The sequence below is a fragment of the Variovorax sp. Sphag1AA genome, assembly GCF_014192575.1.
Classification (GTDB): Bacteria; Pseudomonadota; Gammaproteobacteria; order Burkholderiales; family Burkholderiaceae_C; genus Variovorax.
Window position 1 is genome coordinate 329,672 of the sequence record NZ_JACHYC010000007.1, and the last position, 14,546, is coordinate 344,217.

General features: G+C 61.5%; 15 protein-coding genes. 8 read left to right on the top strand and 7 right to left on the bottom strand.

The genetic code is table 11. The annotated features are described in order from the left end of the window. Window positions 1-32 precede the first annotated feature (32 nt). On the top strand, window positions 33-1,259 hold the full coding sequence (locus tag FHW64_RS27495; RefSeq protein WP_184531392.1) for an acyl-CoA dehydrogenase family protein: 1,227 nt from the start codon (window positions 33-35) through the stop codon (window positions 1,257-1,259). Window positions 1,260-1,271: 12 nt separating this feature from the next. Next, complete coding sequence (locus FHW64_RS27500) at window positions 1,272-2,060, top strand: enoyl-CoA hydratase/isomerase family protein (protein WP_184531393.1); 789 nt, start codon at window positions 1,272-1,274, stop codon at window positions 2,058-2,060. A 27-nt stretch (window positions 2,061-2,087) separates the two neighbouring features. Here FHW64_RS27500 and FHW64_RS27505 read toward each other — a convergent pair whose 3' ends face one another. Next, window positions 2,088-3,026: a LysR substrate-binding domain-containing protein gene (locus FHW64_RS27505; protein WP_184531394.1), complete on the bottom strand. Its 939-nt coding sequence runs from the start codon at window positions 3,024-3,026 to the stop codon at window positions 2,088-2,090. 136 nt (window positions 3,027-3,162) lie between these two features. Between FHW64_RS27505 and FHW64_RS27510 the strand changes: the two genes are divergently transcribed. Together FHW64_RS27510 and FHW64_RS27515 are read left to right on the top strand one after the other, a co-directional pair. Continuing rightward, on the top strand, window positions 3,163-4,329 hold the full coding sequence (locus tag FHW64_RS27510) for an iron-containing alcohol dehydrogenase family protein (RefSeq protein WP_184531395.1): 1,167 nt from the start codon (window positions 3,163-3,165) through the stop codon (window positions 4,327-4,329). A gap of 33 nt (window positions 4,330-4,362) precedes the next feature. Beyond that, window positions 4,363-5,343, top strand: coding sequence for a tripartite tricarboxylate transporter substrate binding protein (locus tag FHW64_RS27515; protein ID WP_184531396.1), 981 nt, complete (start codon window positions 4,363-4,365; stop codon window positions 5,341-5,343). Here the strand turns inward: FHW64_RS27515 and FHW64_RS27520 are convergent. The 4 genes from FHW64_RS27520 to FHW64_RS27535 form a co-directional block, all read right to left on the bottom strand. Then, window positions 5,330-5,794 carry a DUF2889 domain-containing protein gene (locus FHW64_RS27520; protein WP_184531397.1) on the bottom strand — a complete coding sequence of 155 codons (465 nt, stop codon included), beginning with the start codon at window positions 5,792-5,794 and terminating at the stop codon, window positions 5,330-5,332. The two genes, FHW64_RS27515 and FHW64_RS27520, sit on opposite strands and share 14 nt — an antisense overlap. 249 nt (window positions 5,795-6,043) lie before the next feature. Beyond that, a complete protein-coding gene (locus tag FHW64_RS27525) occupies window positions 6,044-7,018 on the bottom strand; it encodes a tripartite tricarboxylate transporter substrate binding protein (protein WP_184531398.1) in 975 nt (324 codons plus the stop codon). A gap of 59 nt (window positions 7,019-7,077) precedes the next feature. Then, a complete protein-coding gene (locus FHW64_RS27530) occupies window positions 7,078-7,488 on the bottom strand; it encodes a PaaI family thioesterase (protein ID WP_184531399.1) in 411 nt (136 codons plus the stop codon). Window positions 7,489-7,530: 42 nt separating this feature from the next. Continuing rightward, on the bottom strand, window positions 7,531-8,508 hold the full coding sequence (locus tag FHW64_RS27535; protein WP_184531400.1) for a tripartite tricarboxylate transporter substrate binding protein: 978 nt from the start codon (window positions 8,506-8,508) through the stop codon (window positions 7,531-7,533). Between the two features lie 438 nt (window positions 8,509-8,946). On the opposite strand from FHW64_RS27535, the gene FHW64_RS27540 reads away from it, so the two are divergent. Both FHW64_RS27540 and FHW64_RS27545 read left to right on the top strand, forming a co-directional pair. Further along, window positions 8,947-9,489 carry an SDR family NAD(P)-dependent oxidoreductase gene (locus FHW64_RS27540; RefSeq protein WP_260306403.1) on the top strand — a complete coding sequence of 181 codons (543 nt, stop codon included), beginning with the start codon at window positions 8,947-8,949 and terminating at the stop codon, window positions 9,487-9,489. 1 nt (window position 9,490) lies between these two features. Further along, window positions 9,491-10,174, top strand: a complete 684-nt coding sequence (locus FHW64_RS27545) for a polysaccharide deacetylase family protein (protein ID WP_184531402.1) — start codon at window positions 9,491-9,493, stop codon at window positions 10,172-10,174. A gap of 195 nt (window positions 10,175-10,369) precedes the next feature. Here the strand turns inward: FHW64_RS27545 and FHW64_RS27550 are convergent, their stop codons facing one another. Next, on the bottom strand, window positions 10,370-11,599 hold the full coding sequence (locus FHW64_RS27550; RefSeq protein ID WP_184531403.1) for a phospholipase D-like domain-containing protein: 1,230 nt from the start codon (window positions 11,597-11,599) through the stop codon (window positions 10,370-10,372). Between the two features lie 446 nt (window positions 11,600-12,045). Between FHW64_RS27550 and FHW64_RS27555 the strand changes: the two genes are divergently transcribed. Further along, window positions 12,046-12,531, top strand: coding sequence for a phospholipase D-like domain-containing protein (locus FHW64_RS27555; RefSeq protein ID WP_260306427.1), 486 nt, complete (start codon window positions 12,046-12,048; stop codon window positions 12,529-12,531). Window positions 12,532-12,611: 80 nt separating this feature from the next. On the opposite strand, the gene FHW64_RS27560 is transcribed toward FHW64_RS27555, so the two are convergent. Next, window positions 12,612-14,219 carry a carboxylesterase/lipase family protein gene (locus FHW64_RS27560; protein WP_184531405.1) on the bottom strand — a complete coding sequence of 536 codons (1,608 nt, stop codon included), beginning with the start codon at window positions 14,217-14,219 and terminating at the stop codon, window positions 12,612-12,614. Here FHW64_RS27560 and FHW64_RS27565 point away from each other — a divergent pair. After that, the gene (locus FHW64_RS27565) at window positions 14,197-14,361 is read left to right on the top strand and encodes a hypothetical protein (RefSeq protein WP_184531406.1); all 165 of its coding nucleotides are present in this window, start codon (window positions 14,197-14,199) and stop codon (window positions 14,359-14,361) included. The two genes, FHW64_RS27560 and FHW64_RS27565, sit on opposite strands and share 23 nt — an antisense overlap. Window positions 14,362-14,546: the final 185 nt, after the last annotated feature.

Below are 14,546 nucleotides of genomic sequence, written 5' to 3' on the forward strand. Positions count from 1 at the left end.
CTTACACCCGAACATCGAAACAGGAGCACCTGATGGACCCATCCACCGAGGAGGAAATTGAGGCCGTGCGCGATATGGTCAACCGCTTCATGCAGGCGGAAGTGAACCCGGTCATGGACGGCTATGAACAACGTGGCGAGTTCCCGCGTGAAGTGATCAGTAGGGCCGGCGCCGCCGGTCTGTACGGCGCGGTGTTTCCGGAATCGGTCGGCGGCAGCAATATGGGCTACCTCGCCGCGGCCGTGATCCAAGAGGAGATGGCGCGCAATGACGTACGCTTTTCCTCCTGCAACAACCAGCAGGGATCAACCTGCCCCAGCACCATCTACTTCGGGGGCACCGCCGAGCAGGTGCAGAAGTACGTCCCTAACCTGCTCGCGGGCAAGACGATTGGGATGATGTCCCTCACTGAGTCGGGCGGCGGCTCCGACGCCGAAGGCAACCTGAAAACCTTCGCCCGGCGCGACGGCGAAGTCTATCGCATCACCGGGCAGAAGATGTGGGCGTCGATGGCCAATGAGACCGACGTCGGCATCCTGCTCGCACGCACCGATCGCAACGCCGGCGCCAAGGGCGTCTCGGCCTTCATTGTCCAGCCGAAGAAATATCCAGGTTGGAAGGCCGAGCCCATTTCCATGCTCGGCCTTTCGAACGCACTGCGCACCAATGTGCTTTTCCTCGATGATTTCGTCGTGCCAGTGGAAGACCGGCTCGGCGAGGAAGGCGACGGCTTCAAGATCATCATGCGCACGCTGCAGGCGGGACGCGTGACGGTGGCCGGCAAGGCACTCGGTGTTGCGCGCGCCTGCTTCGAAGATGCGGTGCGCTACGCCAACGAGCGAACGCTGCGCGGTCAGGCGATCGGGCGCCTGCAGATGATCCAGTCCGACATCGCCGAGATGGCCGTGGCGATCGAGGCGAGCCGCGCCCTGGTCTACAAAGCCGCGCAAATGATGGATGCCAGCCAGCCATCGAACCGCATCGCCGCGATGGCCAAGTACCACGCATCGCAGACCGCCAAGATGTGCGCCGACAAGGCGCAACAGATCTTCGGCGGCTATGGCCTGGCACGGGAATACCGGGTGTCGTGGCTCAAGTCATATGCCGACCTCTTCTTCACGGGCGAAGGCTCCGCCAACGTCCAGAAAATCATGATTGCCGAGGACGCGCTGGGCTACAAGGTCGCAGACCGTCATCATGGCAAGACGGGGCTGCGCGACATCCGCAAGGACGACGTGGCCGCCGAGGCCACGCGCTAGGGCGGCGGCGCCATGTCGGAACTGCTCGGCCTCGCGATCGATCGTGGTGTCGCCACGATCACGTTGAACCGTCCTGAAAAGCTCAACGCCTTCACCGACGACATGCTGGACCGCTGGGTCGATGCGCTTGAGGCCTGCCGCATCGATCCGGCGGTGCGCGTCATCGTGATCACGGGTACCGGCCGCGCCTTCACCACGGGTGGCGACGTGGAGAGCTTCGGCGCCAGTGCGGCCCTGTCTCCCGCGCGCATCAAGGAGCGGCTTATACAGGGCATCCAACGGCTGCCGCGCAAGATGGCCGAGATCGACAAGCCGATCATCGCCGCGCTCAATGGCTTCGCGACGGGCGGCGGCCTGGATATCGCGTTGGCCTGCGACATCCGCTTCGCTGCCCACAGCGCCCGATTGGCCGAGACTTACGCGCGCATGGGACTGATCCCGGGCGGCGGCGGCGCCTTCTTGCTACCGCGCATCGTTGGCATGGCTAAGGCGCTCGAAATGTTGTGGAGCTGCGACTGGGTGGACGCTGCGGAGGCCGAGCGCATCGGCCTCGTCAACCGTGTCTTCGCGGACGACGAACTCATGGAGCGCACCTACGCATTCGCGCGCCAGGTGGCGGACGCCGCGCCGATATCGGTCCAGCTGATCAAACGCGTGGCACGCCTGAGTCAAGGCCAGGACCTGGACACGGCGCTGGACATCGCAGCCTCCAACCTGCCGATCGCACGCACCAGCGAAGACCACCTGGAGGCGGTGCGCGCGTTCAAGGAAAAGCGCAAGCCGCAATTCCAGTGCCGCTGACCACCACTCGAACGCACGCACATGCCATCAAAGGGACCCAGCCAGTTCCTCGACGATCGCGATTATGCGATCGAGTACAGGATCGCGCCTGCCCTTGACCCAGCCGAACACGAAATGCGTCACGTAGTCGACATCCTGGAGTGGAATGACCGCCAGGCTCGACGGATAGCTGAAGCCCTTGCCCATGACCGCAAGGCCGATGCCCATTCCCACCGAGATCAGATTGAGCTGCGAGGCGACCGAACTGACCTCCTGCACGATCCGCGGTTCGAACCCTGCGTCCTTGCACAGCGAGAACATTGGTCCGTAGCCAGGGCTGCTGCTCGAGCGTGGCACCACGACGAAGGGCTCTTGCGCAAGCTCGGCCAGCGCGACGCGTTCGCGCTTCGCCAGCGGATGGTCGTTCGGCACGGCGACCCCGAGTCCCCCGGACTGGATCGTGATCCAGTCGAGGACCGCCTCGTCCTGCGCCCGCACGCCCCCATCGCCCTTGCCGTGCAGCGGCGCGGAGCCCGGTCCGAAGTGCATGAAGCCCGCATGGATCCTGCCCTCCGCAAGCGCCTTTGGCTGAATCATTGTCGCGAGCTCGATCAGCGACAGCGCGACGTCCGGACAGGCTTCGTGGAATCTCTTGACGGCGGCGCGGAAGAGCCCGTGCAGCAGCGTCAGCCCGCCATAGCCGATGTTGAGCGCGCCAGTGCGGCCTTCGCCCACGCGCTTCGCCATGGAGAGCGACTCGTTCAGATCGTCCATGACCGTCTGAAGCCTGGGCAGCAAGGCGCGGCCGGCAGCCGTCAGCTTGACCTGGTGCGGCAAGCGCTCGAAAAGCGCAGTCCCGAGTTCGCTCTCAAGGTCGGCGATGATCTGCGAGACCGCAGGTCGGGTCACGTGCAGCCGATCGGCCGCGCGGCCGAAATGCTCTTCTTCCGCCGCGGCCATGAAATAGCGCAAGTGTCGAAGTTCCATGCTGGCGAGAGTGTCCGTTCGGGTAGGGGAGCAGAAGCGAACAGAGCATACCGCCCGCGGCCTGCACCGCGCATCGCCGGCAACTCGCTGCGGGCCGTCGCGGCGCACCTTTGCCCCTGAGCTCTAAATTCACGCCATGCCCTTCCAGCACCTTGCTGCCGAACTCCGCGTCTACAGCGGCGCGGACAGCCTCGCGTCTCTCGCGCGCGAACTTCAGCGCGTCAAGTGCTGCCGCGCCGTCATCGTCAGCGGCAAGTCCGTGGCCCGCAGCGAAGGCATGCAGCTTCTGCGGGAAGCTCTCGGATCCGCATGGGCAGGCGCATTCGACGGCGTACGCTCGCACAGCCCACTGCCAGCGATCGAAGAAGCCGCAAGGGCGCTCGCGAACACCGACGCCGACGCGGTGATCGCGGTCGGCGGCGGCTCGGCCGCGGTGACAGCGCGCGCCGCCGCCATCCTTCTTGCCGAACGGCAGCCTGCCCGCGCCCTTTGCACGCGGCGCTTGGCGGACGGCACCTTCGAAAGCCCTCGACTTCCCGCCATCAAGTTGCCGCAATTTGGTGTGCTCACCACGCCCAGCACCGCCTTCGTAAAGGCGGGGAGCGCCGTGCTCGATCCGGACAACGGCGAGCGCGTTGCCCTCTTCGATCCCAAGACCCGTGCCAGGGCCCTCTTCCTGCACCCCGCGTTCCTGAGCTCAGCCCCCTCCGAGCTGGTGAAGAGCGCCGGCCTCAATACGCTCTCGACCGCCGTCGAAGCGCTCGAATCGCCGCGCTGCGATCCGATATCGGAAGCGTTGCTACGCCACGCGCTGCGCCTCACCGCCGACAATCTCGGCCGTCCGTCAACGGACGATCCGGTCGCCCGCGAACAGTTGGCGACTGCCGCCTTGCTCTGCGGACGCGGCACGGAACAGGCTGGCGGCGGATTGGCGTCGGTCCTGGCCCACGCGATCGGCCACCGCACCCACGTCGCCAACGGCCTGGTAAACGCCATCGTCCTTCCGCACACGATTCGCTTCAACGCGCCGGCTACAGCCGGTGCTGCGTCGCGCATCACCGAAAGTCTTCTGCACGGGTCGGCCAGCGGCAGCATGCAGGCTTCCCCCGCATTCGTGGCGCAGTGCATCGAGTCGCTCTTCGCGCGACTCGGCCTGCCACGCCGGCTGCGCGACATCGGCGTCGAACAGGACGAACTGACTCCGATCGCGCACGCTGCGATGGCCGACTGGTTCATCGGCCGCGGGCCGCGGCGCGTGCAGTCGCACGCCGAACTGCTGACGCTTCTCGAAGGCGCCTGGTAGTCGCAACTCAAAACCATTCAAGAGACTCGATTCATGATCAAGAGAAGACGTTTCATCCACGCAGGTCTGTCGGTCCTGGCCATTGGGCTGTCACACACGGCGTCCGCCGAGGACAAGTTCCCGTCGAAGCCCCTGCGCATCATCGTCACCTTCGGTGCCGGCGGTTCGGGCGACCTGCTCGCGCGCGCGCTCGGGCAGGAGCTGGGAGACGTGCTGGGGCAACCCGTGATCGTCGAGAACCGCGCGGGCGGCAACGCGATTCCGGGCACCGAGTACGCGGCCAAGGCGCCCGCCGACGGCTACACGATCCTGGAGTACTCGAGCACCTTGGCCGTCAATATGGCGTTGCAGCCAGGCCTCCCCTACGACCTGTTCCGCGACTTCACGCCGATCGCCTACACCTTCGAAGCTCCCTTGGTGCTCTTGACGCCTGCCACGGGTTCGAACAAGACGGTGAAGGACCTGATTGCATTCGCCAAGGCCAACCCTAAGGGTGTCTCGTTCGGCCACGGCGGCGTCGGCTCGATGAGCCACTTGTCCGGTGAACTATTCAAGCGCTCGATGGGCATCGATGCCGTCAGCGTGGCCTACAAGGGCAATTCGCCGGCCATGGCCGACCTGATCGGCGGCCGGCTCGACTATTACTTCGCCACGATGAGCGATGTGCTTCCCAACATCAAGTCCGGCCGCTTGAACGCCGTCGCGGTGACCTCGAATCAGCGCGATCCGCTGCTTCCGAACGTACCGACGATGGTCGAACTCGGCTACAAGGATTTCACGCCTACCACCTCCTGGGGCTTCATGGTTCCGAAGAGCACCCCGCCTGCGCTCGTGAATCACCTGCGGGATGCAATCGCCAAGGCCCTGGGAAGGCCCGTCATGCAGGAGCGGCTCACGGCGGTCGGCGCCAATTCTAAGGATGCAGGCGGCCCGGAAGTGCTCACCGCCAAGATGAAGGCGGAGATCGCGCGCTGGGAACCAGTGATCAAGGCGGCCCAGATCAAGCCCGAATGACGGCTTTCGCCGGGCACGGTGCGCAGCTCAAGGTTGCTGCACCGTCGAGCTTGAGCGGCGGCTTGTCACTCGGCAGCTCGGACTCGGCCTTGCCTTGAACGAGCGCCTGCACGGCAAGCGTAGGCAGCAACGCGACCAGTTCCGCCAGATGGGTACAACGCACACGCGGCGTCAGGCGTTCAGCAACTGCGCGCCGAAAACCCTTGAGAAGGTTGCAACCCCCCAGTGACTGCATCGCCTTCGTAGCTTCAGGACAGACCGCCTGAAACGGCGTCCGGGGCATCGACGCCTCCACGTTGACCACTTCGAACGTACGATCCACAGTCAGCCGCAGCGCCATCAGGTGCATTGGCAAGCCGGCGGCGAAGGTCTGGGTCGGGGTGGAAAAGGGTTGCTGCTTGACGTCCTCGATGGTTCTCCTTTCAATCGCGGGCAGGGCTGATACTTCCATCGCATCCTGACGCGGCAACGACCGGCTGGAGCTTTCGGGAATGCTGAAGGCAGGGAGGTTCTGGAGCCTGCTGACGCTGCACGCAACCAGCTTCTTTAGAGGTGACCGCCGGTACTCGCTCGCCTGATTGGCTTCGTCAAGACGATTGCGAGGGAGTACGAGGTCTTGGCTTCAATCGCTCCCCCAACGGAGAGACGCGCGGTTCTCCGAACGGCCTACACCGGCTGCTTGCTGATTGAGTCGACTCAATCAGTCGGCTCTAGCGCCGGTCTCCTTGATGACCTGGGCCATGCGCGGAATCTCGGCCCGTATGTACTTTCCGAGTTGCTCCGCGTTCATGGGTGCGGGCACGCCGCCCAAAGTGGCGAGGCGGTCGCTCATTTGGCGCGATTCGGCCACCTGTAAGCTGGCGGCGCTGAGCCGGCTGACGATCTCGGGCGGCATCCGAGCCGGTCCGACCAAGGCATACCAAGCGGAAAAGTCAAAGCCCGTCAATCTTGCCGCTTCGGCCACCGTCGGAACGTCGGGGAGCGAGGGCATGCGCTGAGCCGAGGTCACAGCCAGTGCGCGCAGCTTGCCACTATGTACGTATGGTGCAGTGGCAGTCACGCTGGCGATGATGATCGGGATTTGCCCACCGAGGGCATCGCTGAGCCCCGGGCCGTCGCCTTTGTAGGGAACATGGGTCATTCGGGTGCCGGTCTTGACCTTCAGATACTCGCCAGCCAAGTGCGATGTGGTGCCATTGCCTCCCGAGGCAAAGCTATAGCGGTCTGGCTCGGCCTTCAGTAGCGCGATCAGATCCGCCAGCGTCTTTGCCGGAACAGCAGGGTGGATGGCAATCACGTTGGGGACGAAGGCCAAGCGTGCGATCGGCGCGAGATCGCGGGCAGGGTCGTATGGCATGCTCTTGAACAAAGCCAAGTTGCCGGCGAGTGGCCCATTGGTGCCCAAGCCAATCGTGTACCCGTCGGGTGCGGCCTTGGCCACCATGTCGATGCCGATGTTGCCGCCGGCACCGCCTTTGTTGTCGACGATGACTTGTTGCTTGAGTACTTCCGAGAGTAGGAGTGCGAAACCGCGACCCAATGCGTCTGTGGGTCCGCCGGCGGCGAACGGAACGATCAGCCGGATCGGTTTGGCAGGGAAATCCTGAGCGAATGCAAGGCGGGGCACTGCGACGGGGGCCGCGGAGAGTGCGGCGAGAAATTGGCGACGCTTCATCTAGATTCTGTGGGTGTCGAGTTTGGAAACTGTGGTTGAGGTTCGATGCAATGGCACGGTCAGTTCCGTTCTGAAGCTGGAACGACGTACACGCCCTGTGCGGTGGCAACGAGCTCGTCGCCAACTGCGACGGAGACGTTGACGAAGTACATCGTTCTTCCCTTGCGAGTGACCTCGCCCCGGGCCTTCAAAGTGCGTGCATCGGCGAGGCGCGCTGCCTTCAGGAAACTGCAGCTGATTGACGCGGTGGGGCAAACCGGTGCTTTCCCACCATCGGTGCATGCCCACATCCCGGCGGTATCCAGCAGCGTCATGATCACGCCACCATGGACGGTGCCGAGGCGATTGCAGTGGTATTGCGCGAGCGGGAGCTCGAGTTCGGCCACACCTGATTCAGGCAAGTGGATCTTCAGGCCGAGCAGGGCTCCGAAGTCTGGGAAGTCATTGCGAACGTCTTGCGGTTCGGGCATGTTTTCTCCTGTCGTGCCGTGCCATAGCGCTTGCTGTAGTGCTCAATCGACGGTGATGTTTGCCTTCCTGACGATGGCGCCCCAGCGTGCCGTCTCGTCGCGGATCGTTTTGGCCGCCTCGTCGGGGGTGCTGCCAACGGCTTCGATGCCGCGTGCGATCATGGACTTTTGGAACTGGGCATCCTTGCCAATAGCCATGAGTGCCTTGCTCAGGCGCGTGACGACTTCTGGGGGGACCTTTGCCGGTGCGAGCACGGCGTACCACCCGAACACCTCGAAATCCTTGACGCCGGTCTCGCGCAATGTGGGTACGTCCGGGAGTTGGGAATTTCGGGTCTTGTCGGCCACAGCGATCGCTCGCAGCTTGCCGCCCTGGATCAACGGAAGCGCACCACCAACGGTCGCGAAAATGCTGTCGATGCGGCCGCCGACCAGCTCTGTGAGAGCGGGGGCCTCGCCCTTGAAAGGCACGTGCAGCATCTTTGTGCCCGTAGCATCGTTCAGCATGACCATTGTCAGATGCGCTGTGGATGCGTTGCCCGCAGAACCGTATGTCAGTGCGAGGGGATTCTTGCGCGCCTGATCGATCAGTTGGTTCGCCGATTCGGAGGTGCGCGCTGGGTTGCCGACCAAGACCATTGAGAACTTGGCGATCAGCGAGATGGGTGTGAAGTCGCGTTGCGTGTCGTACGGAAGATTGGGGTACAGCGAGGCGTTGACGCTCGCCAGACCTTGACTGAGGAGGGCCAGGGTGTACCCGTCCGGGGGCGCCTTTGCGACGAAGTCCGTGCCGATGATGCCGCCTGCGCCGGCCCGGTTCTCGACGATGACGGGTTGACCGACGCGATTGGATAGTTCCTGTGCAAGAGAGCGCGCCAGGATGTCAGTGAGGCCGCCGGCCGCGTAGGGCGCAACCAGTCGAATCGGTTTGTCGGGATAGGTGGCGTGCGCCTTCCCCATGGCCACTAGGCCGAAGGAAACCGCCAGGATGACGGCGCACAGGCGACTTAACACATTCATGTTTGATCTTTTGGACATCGTTCGACCACAAGGGTCATATCACTCAGCCTCGTCCACTGGCGGCTGAAGGCGAGCCGCGAATCAGATGACAGGAAAGGACTCTCTGTCGGGCAAGTGATATGCCAGGTGCGCAGTCTCAAAGTTTGTCAGCCGCAATTAGGGTTGGGCGACAGTCTTTCAATTCGCCTCACGCGACAGCCGGCCCCCTGTCTTTCGCACGCACACAGCTATTCGCGCAATGTGCTTATGGCGGACACGGCGTTGATGGTTCGCCGCGGATCAAGCGAGCCGACCCACCACCTGAACGGATGCGACGTACGTGGATGTCCTAAAAAATCTTTTAACTGTCTGTGAATTGCGCCCGAAGCAGTGCGTGGGCAATGATCTCTCGCGAAGCGCACTTGATGGGAAGTACGCACGTTCGATCAAAAGGAATGTATGGGACCTAATGAAGCGGGAGGCACGGACCAAGCCTTGGCAGGAGTAGCACTGGTCACCGGGGCAGCCAGAGGCTTAGGCTTGGCGATTGCAAAGGCCATGGCGAACACCGGTCAGAAGGTCGTGCTGAATGACATTGATGCCGACGCGCTTGAAGTCGCAGCTCGGGGCCTTCGAGAAGATGGGCATGCAGTTCTGACGGTTCCGGGGAATGTCGCGGTCGTCGAAGACTGCCGAAGAATCCTTGAAGGTACTTTGGCCAAATTTGGACGGCTCGACACGCTGGTCAACAACGCTGGCGGCAGTGCTCATACTGCCTTGAAGATCGAGGATGTCACGGAGGATGAGTACGACCGAGTGATGGACTGGAATGTCCGCGGCACCTTCTTCTTGACCAAAGCCGCCCTGCCCGCCCTCAAGTCGGCGAAGGGGTCGATTGTCAATATGTCCTCCATCACCGGGCGAACGGGGAACGCATATTGGAGTCCTCAATACAGCGCGGCAAAGGCGGCGGTTACGGGTGGGTGTTTGGAACCTTCTTGACGTGCTCGATGAGTTCTCCATGCCTGCGGCGCACAACACCAGTTCGATGTTGTATGAGTGCTGCCCCGAAATCATGCGCCGCATCCGAGAGCGTGGCGATGAGGTTGTTGCGCACGGAAGAACCCAGTCCGAGCGACAAGCTGGCAAGTGGGAAGTGGATGAGGCAAATCTCATTCGCCAAGTCACTTGCACGATCGCGGAACATGAGGGCAGTCCCCCAACGGGTTGGATGGGCCCGGGCCTGTCGCAAACTCCCGTAACAATCGACTTGCTCAAGGAGGCGGGATACCAATACGTCATGGACTGGTACTGCGATGACCAGCCATTCTGGCTCGACACCCGAAGTGGGCCAATTTTGTCAATGCCCTATCCACTCGAGGTCAACGACGGAATCGTGGTTTTGCTTCGACATCAGTCTGCTCAGGATTACGCAGACATGGTGGTTGACCAGTTTGAGGAAATGTTGTGTCAGTGCGAGGCGCAACCGCTGGTCTTCGCGATTTCGGTGCACGCTCACGTAATGGGACATCCCTTCCGAATCAAACTGCTTCGAGAGGCGCTCCGACATATCGCAAATCATCCCGAGCTTGAGAAAGTCTGGTATGCACATCCTAGATCGATAGCAAAGCACGTCATGACGCTTCCTCGTGGAACGCTTCCCCCTTTATCGACGAGGGTTCGCTAATACACGTCTACGCGGATTGGATCTCCCCCGCAAGGACGCTCTACCTTGTGATGCCGAAGACGCGTGTCGGCTCTGCCAAGGTCAAGGTCTTTGCCAACTTTCTGCTCGATGTTATCGGTGGAAAGAGGGCGGCAGACACAAAGTCTGTGATTAGCGTAAAGCCGCTTGGAAAACGTTAGCCATATGGCTTACCTTTCACTGCTGCGCGGCTTGAGGCGGACACAATGAAGACCTGCCTTTGATACCGAGGGGGCAGGAGGGGGACGCCATACGTCCGGGGCTGCTGCACGTTACGAGGAGGTATCCCGCGTGGACCGCCGGTTCGTCACTGGAAGCGAGTGAATTGGTCAAAACTCGCAACCGCACCCCGTTAGCCCGGTTCTCTCGCATCGATTCAATGCCGATCTTTCCGGGCACGTAGTATGGGGAAACAGTAAATACCTCGAAGGTGGATGCCAGGCCAGCGACGCCAATGAACGCACGCACAGTGCCACGACGGTCGCCGACGCGCGTGCCCGAGAGCTTGTCCACGGGATCAGCGACAACCTCTGCGTCCGCACCAGTGAGATTCAGGGAGCCAGTGCGCAACTCATCCGGCGCGGTCGCGTACACCTGCAAATGCTCGAGGACTCCGTGATCAGGAGGCAGTGAACCAATTTTTTCCACCGCGCGATCAAATGCACTTCGCCGGGCAGAGGCCTCACCGCTTGGCGCAACGATGCCATCGATAGGCCACGCGTACTCGCTGTTCCAATATTCGTCAAAGGACGCAGACATCTGTTGAACTGCAACGCCGGCAGCGAGCGCATCAAGGTCGATGAAATTCTCACCGTCTTCTGCGCGCATAAAGTAAGAGTCTCCGATGTTCCGACCCCCGATCACGGCGAGGACGTTATCGGCCACCAGCAATTTGTTGTGCATGCGGTGGTTCACGCGGTCCAATGCAAACATCGATGAGAGAAGTTTCGACTCCCGTGAGCCGCGCAGCCCGGTGAACGGATTGATCAAACGGACCTCCACGCCCCTGAAGGCGGCCAAGTTCGAAAGCAGCAGTTCAGCCGAGTCCGTGTGTAGATCGTCGATCAGGATTCGAACACGCACTCCACGTCCAGCCGCATCCCGCAGCGCCTTCAACAGCAATGTGCCTGAGGCATCACCCTGCAGTACGAAGGTCTGCAAGTCGACGGAAGCCTCAGCCTGCGATACAAGCTCGATCAACGTCTGATACGCCCCTGATGCGACCGGCAGCAACTTGAACGCGGAGGCATACTGTATCTTCGCCAACGCCTTTTTCGCCGTCCAGGCGAGGCGCGTGTCGCTTGGAACCGCCGTCGAGAAGGATGCGGGTCGGTGAACCGAAGCAGCGTTGGGAAGACTGGCACACCCCGTTAACCCGATAGATGCGGCCCAGACGAAAAGAAGCACGGCAACCTTCCGAAATACTCTTCCAGTCTCGCCTCGATTTGCGATCTCACAGTCACCCATTCCCGCGATGATCTCGGGCGGTCTCGATACCGTCAAGCGCGCGACTCCTCGAGGCTGTTCATGCTTCCTCCCCAACTCGCGGATTCCCCGACGGGAAGACATCTGAAGGTGGGCAACCCGCTATCCAGCCGCGTCGCGCGACTATCCACGATGCTCCAACCACCACCGAAGCGAGCGACCCAAGAAGGTTTGCGAACACAAGGTGCGACAAAGCTTGGATTGGGAACATCCGCGACCTTGCGCGGCGGGATCCTTTAGAACGGTGTGACGGTCAGGGAACGACAGGAGGATCTAATGCTGTAAAGCGACTCGGGAGGTTGGCATGCCGTCGGACCGCGCGAACGGCGAGTATCGACCTTCGCGAGATTGACCGGGAAAGTTTCGTGATGCTCGGGTCGCCGGTCAATCACGACGGCGTCATAGCGATGTCCAGCCGATCGGGATATCTCGAGTACCGGCGGGACATGGTCGAGATGGGGGTGGATCTGTACGAACTGAGCCCGACGCTTGCCCGGAGTGAACGGCGGCTAGGACAGTTTGGCACGACCTACGCAGCCCTTCACATGAAGACAATTGTCTTTGATCGCAAGTCGGTTTTCCTCGGGTCCATGAACCTCGATGGTCGGTCCGAACAGTACAACACTGAAGTGGGTGTGATGATCCGAAGCGAAGCGCTGGCTCGCGAGATCATTTCATTGATGGATTTTGAATCAAGTTCTTACAGGGTAGTTGTTGGTCCCGAGGGGCAGTTGAAGTGGGTGAATCGAAGAGCGGGGCACAACTCAATCTACCTCAGCGAGCCTGAGGCCGAGATCAACCGAAAGATTGGTGCAGCGCTGTTGGGACTGCTGATCCCCCACGACTGGCTGTGAGTCTTGTGCGCTGCTCGCTCTGCGGCGCTGAAAGCACCGAAGAGGCCGCTCTTGGCGGTGATGCGCCGGCGTTCTGTCCCTCAGCCTTCGCCGATCGCCGGTACATAGCGAGGGTAGGCCTCAAAGGCAGACCGTTCTTCGGGCAACGGATCGGTATCGAGAAAGGTTTTGCTGTCGAAGACCATGGTGGAACGCTCTGGAAGAGAGTAGGGGCGCCAATACGGAAGGGATGAGTGGTTGGGATTGCCGCGGTGCGCGAAGGCAACCCAGGCTTCCGACATTTCTTCCTGCAACACGTATCGGTCTGGTTCGCTGCCTGTGATGCCGCCAGGGATGTCGATATTCGCAAAGGCAAACGGTATGCAGAGCGTGTGCGGGCTGCGCAAGAGCCCGTCGCGAACTGGCGTCTTCCACTTGAGCAGATAGACATGGACGGAGCTCCCGCCATGCTGGATCTGACGTTCTGCGAGGCCCAAGACGGTCCGCCGGTACCGGAGGTCGCCGAGAACCTGACAGTACGTGTCTCCTGGTGTGTCCGCGGGTCTGCTCCGGTGATAAACGTTCATCAGACCTTGGGCCTCTGGAGTCGAAACACGAAGCACTCGCGCGGTGTCCGAAAGCGCTTCGCTCGCGCTTTCCTGGAAGATGGCCGGGGTGCCCGAGAAAAGCAATCTCTGCTCGTTCTCGCACCAGCCCGTCATCAGAGGCACCTTGCTTGAGAGCCGCACCGCAGGCTCTTCGAACGGTTGGCATGGCAGCGCGCGGCCGTCAACGACAGGGCGATAGTTGTCTATGCGACCGGCGGATCGTCTGGCTGAGAGCATGGCCGACACCAGCACCGCTGCGGGGATTTCGTGCAGCATCGCCAAACGCCGTCGATCCAGGCCTAGCTCCGCCAGGAAGTAGTACGTGTTCCGTTCAGCTTCATCAATGGTCGCTTGCCTCAGTGCTGAAGAGGAACTTTGAATGATTGCCTTGTGAAAAAGTCCATGTGCCGATGGCATGGCCATCAACACGGCTACCTTGGATCCTCCACCGGATTGACCAAAAATCGTCACGTTGCCCGGGTCTCCGCCGAACTGCGATATGTTGTCTCGCACCCATCTCAGCGCCGTGACGATATCGAGCATTCCGACGTTGCCGGCATCGATGTACTTTCCTCCGTCAGCATTGCCCAAATAAAGGTGGCCGAATAGGTTGAGCCGATGATTCAAGGAAACGATGACGACGCCCTTTCGCGCGAGGTTCGCGCCGTTCACAAAGGGCGCCCCGGCAGAGCCCCCCCTGAAAGCGCCACCGTGCAAATACACCATCACGGGAAGGCGATGGCCCGCGCTCGCAATGGAAGGCGTGAAGATGTTGAGTGCCAGGCAGTCCTCAGACATCGGGCTAGGGTCTATGAACGACGCAAAGCTCGAACCGCTTTCGCGGCTGTCTTGCGGCGAGCGATGCCCAAAGTCAAGCGCGTCACGGATACCCGGCCACGCTATGGGCTTCGCCGGCTGGAACCGATTGGCCCCTCCCGTGTCAGCACCGTACGGCACGCCTTTGAAGGTATAGATCTCTTCCTGAAGAACACCGCGAACGGTGCCACACGTCGTATCGACAATGGGTTCGGACGAGCCGAAGCGAGTTGTAGTGCGACCCGTTTTCGGAGTCCCGCGGATGGCTGAAGCACTGGTCTTCATCTGTGGATTAGCCTCGCGCAACGCGAATCCTCAGGCTGGGAACGGCTTTGCTTTGGGCCGGGCGCTGCAATGTGCACTTGAAAACGGATCGCATGTCATCCTCGTGGTCATCTCTGAAATGGAGAACATCGTGTCTCGCTGAGCCTGCCTTGTCGAGCGCGACTTCGTTGGAGTGCTCATACCGGACGGAATGTCTACCGTCGTGCTGGCATTCGCAAGAAGTCCGACGTCTACCTCTGCGATAGGAAGCGCTGTCAGCATTGCTCGAATTCCTCGAGTTGCAGCATTGACTCCGCAATTCTGTGTATGTCCGGCACCTTGCCGTCA